9 protein-coding genes and 1 pseudogene are annotated in these 8,318 nt (G+C 75.4%); 7 read left to right on the plus strand and 3 right to left on the minus strand.

What is annotated here, in order from left to right; genetic code table 11:
• The 4 genes from DTB53_RS32005 to DTB53_RS32020 form a co-directional block, all read left to right on the plus strand.
• A partial coding sequence (locus DTB53_RS32005) for a PP2C family protein-serine/threonine phosphatase (protein ID WP_146777738.1) occupies nucleotides 1–1,112 on the plus strand: 1,112 nt, incomplete at its 5' end.
• A gap of 68 nt (nucleotides 1,113–1,180) precedes the next feature.
• Nucleotides 1,181–1,705: a sigma factor-like helix-turn-helix DNA-binding protein gene (locus DTB53_RS32010; RefSeq protein ID WP_042498344.1), complete on the plus strand. Its 525-nt coding sequence runs from the start codon at nucleotides 1,181–1,183 to the stop codon at nucleotides 1,703–1,705.
• Nucleotides 1,702–1,959 carry a hypothetical protein gene (locus tag DTB53_RS32015; RefSeq protein ID WP_003966708.1) on the plus strand — a complete coding sequence of 86 codons (258 nt, stop codon included), beginning with the start codon at nucleotides 1,702–1,704 and terminating at the stop codon, nucleotides 1,957–1,959. The genes DTB53_RS32010 and DTB53_RS32015 overlap by 4 nt, the downstream gene beginning before the upstream one ends.
• Before the next feature lie 64 nt (nucleotides 1,960–2,023).
• Nucleotides 2,024–2,215, plus strand: a complete 192-nt coding sequence (locus DTB53_RS32020; RefSeq protein WP_012379305.1) for a DUF1059 domain-containing protein — start codon at nucleotides 2,024–2,026, stop codon at nucleotides 2,213–2,215.
• Between the two features lie 94 nt (nucleotides 2,216–2,309).
• On the opposite strand, the gene DTB53_RS32025 is transcribed toward DTB53_RS32020, so the two are convergent.
• Nucleotides 2,310–3,455, minus strand: a complete 1,146-nt coding sequence (locus DTB53_RS32025) for a cystathionine gamma-synthase (protein WP_012379306.1) — start codon at nucleotides 3,453–3,455, stop codon at nucleotides 2,310–2,312.
• Nucleotides 3,456–3,522: 67 nt separating this feature from the next.
• Between DTB53_RS32025 and DTB53_RS32030 the strand changes: the two genes are divergently transcribed.
• On the plus strand, nucleotides 3,523–4,626 hold the full coding sequence (locus tag DTB53_RS32030; protein ID WP_003966711.1) for a hypothetical protein: 1,104 nt from the start codon (nucleotides 3,523–3,525) through the stop codon (nucleotides 4,624–4,626).
• Nucleotides 4,627–4,642: 16 nt separating this feature from the next.
• Here the strand turns inward: DTB53_RS32030 and DTB53_RS32035 are convergent, their stop codons facing one another.
• Entirely contained in the window at nucleotides 4,643–5,848 is a 1,206-nt protein-coding gene (locus tag DTB53_RS32035) for an MFS transporter (RefSeq protein ID WP_003966712.1), read from the minus strand.
• A gap of 103 nt (nucleotides 5,849–5,951) precedes the next feature.
• Between DTB53_RS32035 and DTB53_RS32040 the strand changes: the two genes are divergently transcribed.
• Both DTB53_RS32040 and msrA read left to right on the plus strand, forming a co-directional pair.
• Complete coding sequence (locus DTB53_RS32040; protein ID WP_003966713.1) at nucleotides 5,952–6,860, plus strand: LysR family transcriptional regulator; 909 nt, start codon at nucleotides 5,952–5,954, stop codon at nucleotides 6,858–6,860.
• A 96-nt stretch (nucleotides 6,861–6,956) separates the two neighbouring features.
• Nucleotides 6,957–7,625 carry a peptide-methionine (S)-S-oxide reductase MsrA gene (gene msrA, locus DTB53_RS32045; RefSeq protein WP_003966714.1) on the plus strand — a complete coding sequence of 223 codons (669 nt, stop codon included), beginning with the start codon at nucleotides 6,957–6,959 and terminating at the stop codon, nucleotides 7,623–7,625.
• Between the two features lie 58 nt (nucleotides 7,626–7,683).
• Here msrA and DTB53_RS32050 read toward each other — a convergent pair.
• Nucleotides 7,684–8,318, minus strand: a pseudogene (locus tag DTB53_RS32050) (helix-turn-helix domain-containing protein); the annotation flags it as partial.

Raw genomic sequence — 8,318 nt, forward strand, 5'->3', positions numbered from 1 at the left:
CGACCGGAGGCGCGGCCTCCCTGATGTCCGGCCCGGCCACCGCGGTCCTCCTCAGCCCGCAGGGCCTGCCCGTGCACAGCCACGCGGCGGGCCCGGACGCCCCGCCGGTCTCCCGGCCCGCGCGCCCCGAACTGCTCGACCAGCTGGCGTCCTCGGCCCTGGGGAGCGGCACCGGCGCCGAAGTCGTGGTGCTGCCCGCGGACCGGTGGAAGGCGCTGCTGCCGCTCGACCCGATCGAGGGTGACGTCGTCCTCGTGGTGGCCCGCACCAAACGCAACCGGCCGCCCGTCTGCGTCGCCGTCCCGGCCGCCGCGGCCCGCACCACCGACGAGCGCGAACTGCTCCAGCAACTGGTGAACGCCAGCGCCCTGGCCCTGGAGGCCCTGCGCACCTACAACGAGGAGCACGCCCTGGCGCTCGCCCTCCAGCGCACCTTCCTCCCGGACCGGCTCCCCGACGCCCCCGGCACCGCCCTCGCCGTGCGCTACCTCCCGGCCTCCGACCACGCCGAGATCGGCGGCGACTTCTACGAGGCGCTCCAGACCCCGGCCGGGCTGCTGCTGGCCATCGGCGACGTCGCCGGGCACTCGCTGGTCGCGGCGACGGTCATGGGGGAGATCCGGCACGCGCTGCGCGCCTACGCCCTGGAGGACCACCCGCCGCACCACGTGCTGGAGCGGCTCGACGCCCTGCTCGCCCACACCAGGCCCGGGCTCACCGTGACGCTCTGCCTGGTGCTGGTGGAGCCGGGCGGCGGCCGGCTCCACATCGCCAATGCCGGCCACATCCCCCCGCTGCTGCTGCGCCCCGACGGGAGCGCCGCCTACCTCCCGGAGCACGGCCCGCTGCTGGGTCTGCGGCTCTCCCACCCCCCGGCCCACGTCCACCCCGCCGAACCCGGCTCCCGGCTCGTGCTGATCACCGACGGGCTGGTCGAGGTGCGCAACCGGGACCTGGACGACAGCCTGGCCGAGTTCCTCGACGCGGCGGCGGCCGGCCCCCGGGAACTGGAGGCGCTCTGCGATTTCCTCCTGCGCTCGTTCGGCGAGGACAAGGAGGACGACATCGCCCTGCTCGCCCTGCACCTGGGCCCGGACCCGGACCCGGCGTGAGGGGCCGCGCGATCCGCTCGTGCCGACCCTCTTGACCGGGGCGGTGCGCCGGGGCTCGTATGTGGTCCATGGCAGAGCGGGCGACCCACCGGGACCGGCTCCGCGCCCTGGAGTTCGAGGCCTTCGTGGCGGGCGCGGGCGGCCGGCTGCTGCACACGGCGACGCTGCTCACCGGTGAACCCTCGCACCCGCCGGGCGCGTACGCCCGGGCCGAGCGGCTGCTGCACGCGGCGCTCGCCCGTACGTACGCCGACTGGGACGGGCCGCACGGCGGTGACCCCTACGACCTGGCCCGCCGGGAGCTGGCGCTCCGGTTCGCCCGGGAGGGCCGGCGCCACCAGCGGCCGCGCGGCGGTCCACTGGACCGGCTGACCCCGGTCGAACGGCTCGTCCTCGTCCTGCGGGTGTACGAGGAGGTCGGCGAGGAGCAGACGGCGGCGCTGCTCGGGCTGCCGGGCGACCGGGTCCGCGCGGTGTGCGCCCGGGCGGTCGCGGCGCTGCGCGCGCCGCGACGGGACGCCGGTCCCGGGCGGGCCTCCTCGCACGGTCGGGCCGGGCAGCGGGCGGCCCGGGGCCCCGGGGCCGCGCCGTGAGCGCCGGCCGCCGGGACCCGCGCGAGGAGCAGGTGCGGCGGATGCTGGACGGCCCGCATCCGGCCCTGCCCCCGGACCTGGCCGCGTGGGCGGTGCTGCGTGGCGGGCGCCGGCTGCGGCGGCGCCGGGCGGTGCGGCGGACGGCGGGCCTGCTGCTGGCCCTGGCCCTGTCGGCGCTGCTCGTCTGGGCGGGGGTCGAGCAGCCGTGGGAGAGCGAGCCCGCGCAGGTCACTCCCCCGTTGCAGGGGTGGTGAGCCGTTGGGGTCCGGGGGGCGACGTGCCTACGCTGGAGAGGTCGAGCGAGCCGAGGAGGCCGTGATGACCAGGAAGGTGGCGGACTGCCGCAACTATCCGAGCGAGACGAACTGCACCCTCGCCATCTCCGGTGAGGAGGACGAGGTCGTCCGGGCCGCGAGCGAGCACGCCGCGTCGGTCCACGGACACGAGGACAGTCCCGCGCTGCGGGAGCAGATCAGGGGCATGCTGGAGGACGAGAAGGTGGGCGTCTGACGCCCGAGGGGCGCCCGCCGGTCGCGGTGGGCGCCCCTCGGCGTCCGGGGGCGCCCACTCCGTGTTCGAGGGCGCCCTCAGGGTTTTCCGCGGGTCAGCCGAGCGCCTGGGCGAGGTCGGCGAGCAGGTCGTCGCCGTTCTCGATGCCGACGGAGAGCCGGACCAGGTCGGCCGGGACCTCCAGCGGGGAGCCGGCGGCGGAGGCGTGCGTCATCCGGCCCGGGTGCTCCAGGAGGGACTCGACCCCGCCGAGGGACTCGCCGAGCGTGAACAGCTTCGCCCGGTTGCAGACCTCGACCGCCGCCTCCTCGCCGCCCGCGACGCGGAACGACACCATGCCGCCGAAGGCCTTCATCTGCTTGGCGGCGACCTCGTGGCCGGGGTGCTCGGGCAGGCCCGGGTAGAGGACCTGGGAGACCTTGGGGTGCCGGGTCAGCAGGTCGGCGACCTTGGTGGCGTTCTCGGTGTGCCGGTCCATGCGGACGGCGAGGGTCTTGATGCCGCGCAGCACGAGCCAGGCGTCGAAGGGTCCGGCGACCGCGCCCATGGCGTTCTGGTGGTACGCCAGTTCCTCGGCGAGTTCCGGGTCGCTGACGACGAGCGCGCCCCCGACGACGTCGGAGTGGCCGCCCATGTACTTGGTGGTGGAGTGCACGACGACGTCGGCGCCGAGCGCGAGGGGCTGCTGGAGGTAGGGCGAGGCGAAGGTGTTGTCGACGACGAGGCGGGCCCCGGCGTCGTGCGCGACCTGGGCGACGGCGGCGATGTCGGTGATGCCGAGCAGCGGGTTGGACGGGGTCTCCACCCAGACCGCCTTGGTGCGCGGGGTGATCGCGGCCCGTACGGCGGCCACGTCCGAGGTGTCGGCCACGGAGAACTCCACGCCCCACCGCGAGGCGACCTTCGCGAACAGCCGGAACGTGCCGCCGTATGCGTCGTTCGGGATGACCACGTGGTCGCCGGGGGTCAGCAGCGTCCGCAGGAGGCAGTCCTCGGCGGCGAGACCGGAGGCGAAGGCGAGACCGCGGCGGCCGCCTTCGAGGGCCGCGAGGTTCTCCTCCAGGGCGGTGCGGGTCGGGTTGGCGCTGCGGCTGTACTCGTAGCCGCCGCGCAGTCCGCCCACGCCGTCCTGCTTGTACGTGGAGACCTGGTAGATCGGCGGAACCACCGCGCCGGTGAGGGGGTCGGCGGTGTTCCCCGCGTGGATGGCGAGGGTTTCGAAGCTGTGCTGGTCGCTCATGAGGCCCGAGCGTAGTTCGTGGAGAGCGCCCTTACCGGCCACTCGCCGCTCCGGTGACAATGGGGGCATGGAGATTCTGTTGTTCCTGCTCGCGATGTGCATGTTCGCGGCGATCATCGGCCCCTGGGTCATGCGCCGCCGGGGCGGTATCCGCCAGGTCGCCCCCGGTTCGCCGGACGCCGCCGACCCGGACACGTACGGCTTCGCCCGCCAGGAGGAGCTGGACGTCCGGATGCCCGGCCCCGACCAGGACCTCCTGGACGTGCTCGACGTCGTCCAGGGCACCCAGGAGTGGCGGGCCGCCTCGCAGCTGCTCGCCGGGACGCCGAAGGAGGGCGAGGTGCGCTGGCAGCGGGTCCAGGCCTTCGCGGGGGCGGCCTCGCTGGAGCTGGCGCGGCAGCCGGGCAAGGGCGGCGCGTGGCTGCGGAACTGGCGCGCCGAGTCCCCGAAGGACGCGGGCGGCGCGGCGGTGCACGCGGAGTTCCTGGTGCAGCAGGCGTGGCGGTCCTCGGCGGCGGGCAGCGACGACTTCCGGATCATCCTGGAGGAGGCCCGTACGGTCTGCGGCGAGGCGGCCCTGCTCGCGCCGGGCGACCCCGTGCCCTACATCGTGGAGCTGGCGGTGGCCCGGGGGCTCGGCTACACCCCCGAGCAGTTCGACCAGCTGTGGGCGAAGATCATCGACCGGGCTCCGGCGCACATGGGCGCGCACATCGCCGCGCTGCACTTCCACTCCGAGCGGTGGCACGGCTCGCGCAAGGACGCCGAGGCCTTCGCCACGGCCGCGGCCGCCCGCGCCCCTCAGGGCTCGCTGCTCGCCGCACTGCCGCTGTTCGCGGTGTACGAGCACCTGCCGGAGGTCAATCTCGTCCAGGGCTTCTACCGGGGGCAGGTGGTCACCAAGGCCGTCGAGGGCGCGATGTACGCGGTGCACGCGGCCCGGCAGGACGATCCGATGCTCGCCCACGTCCGCCACCTCCTGGTGCTGTTCCTGGTCCACATGGAGCGCTGGTCGGAGGCGATGCACCAGCTGGTCCGGATCGACGGCCACGTGGGCGCGCTGCCGTGGACGGCGGACGCGGACCCGGCCGCGCAGTACACCGTCTACCGGGCGCTGGCCGTCGCCGGTTACGAGGCGAACGGCGGCAGCCCGGCGACGCTGCCGCACTGACCGCGTCCGCGGAGGATCACGGCCCGGCCGGTGCGGGGGCCCGGCCGGCCGCGGTGGTCACCAGCGCACCGGCGACGAGCGCGGCGCCCGTCGCCATGACCGCCGTGACGCCGATGCCGTCCGCGACGAGCCCGCCGGCCAGCGCCCCGAGCGCGATGGCGCCGTTGAACACCGCGACGAACAACGAGGAGGCGGCCTCGCGGGCGTCGGGGACGGCGAGCAGCACCCAGGTCTGGGTGGCCACCGAGACACCGCCGTAGCCAAGGCCCCAGGCCGCCATCAGTACGGCCGCGAGGGCCGGGGAGCCGCCGAGCCACGGCAGGGCGGCCACGGTGAGCGCCAGGACCGTGCCGATCACCAGCAGCGTCGTGCGCGGTGACCGGGCGGCCCCGGCCCCGGCGAGGAAGTTCCCGGCGACGCCGGCGATTCCGTACACCAGGAGCAGCGCTCCGATGGCGCCCGCACCGACGCCGGTGACGTCCTCCAGGACCGGCCTGACGTAGGTGTACGCGGCGAAGTGCCCGGTGACGAGGAAGCCGGCGACGAGGAGACCGGTGCGCAGCCGGGGGTCGCGGGTCAGCCGCAGTACGCCGCCGAGCGGAACGGCGCGCTCGGCGGGCAGCCGGGGCAGCAGGAGAGCCGCCGCGACCAGCACCACCAGGCCGAGCCCGGCGGCGGCCAGGAACGCGGCGCGCCAGCCCGCGACGGCGCCGAGGTACGTTCCGGCGGGGACGCCCAGGACGGACGCGAGGCCGATGCCGCCGAAGACCAGGGTGGTGGCGGCGCCGGCGGACTTCGCCGGGACGAGGCGCACCGCGAGCCCGGCCGCGACGGCCCAGACGCCGCCCATGCCGATGCCGACCAGGACGCGGGCGGCGACCATGGTCCCGAAGCCGGGCGCCCAGGCCGCGCCGAGGTTGCCGGCGACCAGGACCGCGACCAGCGCGCACAGGGCCGTCCGCCGGTCGGCCCGGCCCAGCAGCGGGACGAGGGCCGGGGCCGAGAGCGCCGCGACGAGGCCGGTGATGGTCAGCGTCAGACCGGCCACGCCCTCCGGCACGCCGAGCGAGCGGCCCATCGGCGTGAGCAGCCCGACGGGCAGCATCTCGGACGTGACCACCGTGAACGTGCCGAGCGTGAGGGCGGCCACGCCCGGCCAGCCGTGGCGGGCGGGCTCCGGGCGGGCGGCCCGGGCCCCTGAGGATTCCTGAAGCTGCGTCATGTCCCCAGCCAATCGGGGGCCGGGGCCGGGAACAACGGCCGGACTCTCATCCTTCTATGAGCTGGACTCATCGATCCGAGCGGGGCCAGGGAGGCGGGGGCACATGAGCAACCCTGAGATCCGGGAGCTGGAGGCGTTCCTCGCCCTGGCCGAGGAGCTGCACTTCGGCCGGGCCGGAGAGCGCCTCTACCTCTCGCAGAGCCGGATCAGCCAGCTGCTGCGGGCGCTGGAGAGCAGAATCGGCGGCCGGCTGGTCGACCGCACGAGCCGCCGGGTCCGGCTCACCCCGCTCGGCGAACAGCTGCACGTCGGGCTGCGGCCGGCCTTCGACGCGATCGTCGCGACGATCGACGCGGTGCGGGACACGGCGCGGGGTCTGGGGGGCGTTCTCCGGGTCGGCTTCCAGGGCACGGCGAACGACCTGTTCCTGCGGGCGGTGACGGCCTTCCGGGACGGGCATCCGGACTGTGCCGCCGAGATCGTGGAGATCCCGCTCTCCGACCCGTTCGGCGCGGTGCACCGCGGGGAGGTGGACGCGGCGGTGGTGCTGATGCCGGTCCTGGACGACGCGCTGGTGCTCGGCCCGGTCTTCTCCGCCCGGCCGCTGACCCTCGCGGTGTCCGCCCGGCACCCGTACGCGCGCCGGCCCGCCGTCGACGCCGAGGAGCTGGCGAGCGGCCCGCTCATCGGCATCGCCGGGGCGGCCCCGGAGTACTGGCGGCTGGTCCAGGCCCCGGCCGTCACGCCCGGCGGCCGGGCGATTCCGGCCGGTCCCGCGGTGAGCAGCCTCCAGGAGGGGCTGGCCCTGGTACGGGCCGGCCGGGGGGCGATGCTGCTGTGCGACCCGACGGCCGACTACTACGGCAGCCACGCGGTGGCCTTCGTCCCGGTGACCGGCCTCCCCGAGTCCTCCCTGGCGCTGGTGTGGCACCGGAACCACGAGACGGCCCGGATCCGCGGTTTCGCCCGGGCGCTGGCGGACGTCACCGGGGATGCCGGTGCCGCCGGGTGAGAACCGCCGGCCCCGGGCCCGGCGGCCACCGCCCGGAATCCCGGCGAAGGCTCGCGTGTTGTACGTACCGAACACCGACCCCCGGAGGAGCCCCGCATGTTCCTGAACCACCGCACCCCCGTGCTCCCCACCCCGGAGCAGGCCCTGCGCGGCCGCCCCGTCCCCGAATTCACCGTCCCCTCCCGCCACACGGTCCTCGGCAACCCGCTGGTGGGCCCGTATCCGGACGGCCTGGAGGTGGCGGACTTCGCGCTGGGCTGTTTCTGGGGCGCGGAGCGGAAGTTCTGGCAGACCGAGGGCGTCTGGACGACGCTCGTCGGCTACCAGGGCGGCTACACGGAGAACCCCTCGTACGAGGAGGCCTGCTCGGGCCTGACCGGGCACACGGAGGCGGTACGCGTCGTCTTCGACCCGGCGGTCGTCTCGTACGAGGAGCTGCTGAAGCTGTTCTGGGAGTCCCACAACCCGACCCAGGGCTTCCGCCAGGGCAACGACGTGGGCACCCAGTACCGCTCCGCGATCTACACCCACTCCCCCGCCCAGGCGGCAGCGGCCGACGCCTCCCGTGCGGCGTACCAGAAGGTCCTGACGGCCTCGGGCCACCAGGAGATCACCACGGAGATCCTCCCGGCCGAGGGCCGCCCGTTCTGGCCGGCGGAGGCGTACCACCAGCAGTACCTGGACAAGAACCCCGGCGGCTACTGCGGCATCGGCGGGACGGGCGTCTCCTGCCCGATCGGCGTCGCCCCCGCCGACGGGCGCTGAGTCCCGGGCCGCGGTCCTGCCTCCCCCTCCCGCCGGTGGCCGGCGGGAGGGTGCGGGGTCAGAAGCGGGCGGCGAGGGGCAGGGCGGTGCGTTCCCGGTCCGCGTGGAGCGTGTGACGGACCAGGTTGAGCACGGAGACGGTCGTGCCGCCGGGGACGCGTTCCTCGCGGATCAGGCCGCGCAACAGCAGTCCGTGCACGGCGCGCAGGTTCTCCTGGGGAGGTCCGCCGAGCCGCCGCCGCACCTCCTCGGTCGGGCAGGGGCCGTCCATCAGGGCCAGGGCGGCGAGGACCCTCGACTGCGCGGGCCGCAGCGCCGTGACGGCGCCGCGGATCAGCGCCGCCAGGTCGGGGTGACCGCCGAACTCGCCGTCGAACACGGGTTCCACCAGGTGCAGCGGGTTCTCCAGGGCCGCGGAGTACAGCTGGTCGGGTGAGTACATGGGCAGCCAGCCCGCCGCCAGATGGAGGGCGAGGGGAATCCCGTCCAGCCGCCCGCAGAGCCCGGTCACCGCCTCGGTGACGGCGGCGGTCTGCTGGAGCGCCGGACGGGCGTAGCCGACGTGCGAGGCCATGAGCCGCACGGCCGCCGGGGCCGCGCCCGGTTCCCCGAACGGCGGCAGCAGCGGCAGCGGCCCGATCGGCACCACCCGGGCCCCCAGGACGGGCAGCGGGGCCCGGGTGGTGACGAGCA

The organism is Streptomyces griseus, assembly GCF_900460065.1.
GTDB lineage: Bacteria > Actinomycetota > Actinomycetes > Streptomycetales > Streptomycetaceae > Streptomyces > Streptomyces griseus.

Bases quoted from the DNA above. Each gene is read 5' to 3' on its own strand.
- DTB53_RS32010 (WP_042498344.1), top strand. From the start codon at position 1,181: ATGGCAGAGCGGGCGACCCACCGGGACCGGCTCCGCGCCCTGGAGTTC.
- DTB53_RS32020 (WP_012379305.1), top strand. From the start codon at position 2,024: ATGACCAGGAAGGTGGCGGACTGCCGCAACTATCCGAGCGAGACGAAC.
- DTB53_RS32025 (WP_012379306.1), bottom strand. From the start codon at position 3,455: ATGAGCGACCAGCACAGCTTCGAAACCCTCGCCATCCACGCGGGGAAC.
- DTB53_RS32030 (WP_003966711.1), top strand. From the start codon at position 3,523: ATGGAGATTCTGTTGTTCCTGCTCGCGATGTGCATGTTCGCGGCGATC.
- DTB53_RS32035 (WP_003966712.1), bottom strand. From the start codon at position 5,848: ATGACGCAGCTTCAGGAATCCTCAGGGGCCCGGGCCGCCCGCCCGGAG.
- DTB53_RS32040 (WP_003966713.1), top strand. From the start codon at position 5,952: ATGAGCAACCCTGAGATCCGGGAGCTGGAGGCGTTCCTCGCCCTGGCC.
- msrA (WP_003966714.1), top strand. From the start codon at position 6,957: ATGTTCCTGAACCACCGCACCCCCGTGCTCCCCACCCCGGAGCAGGCC.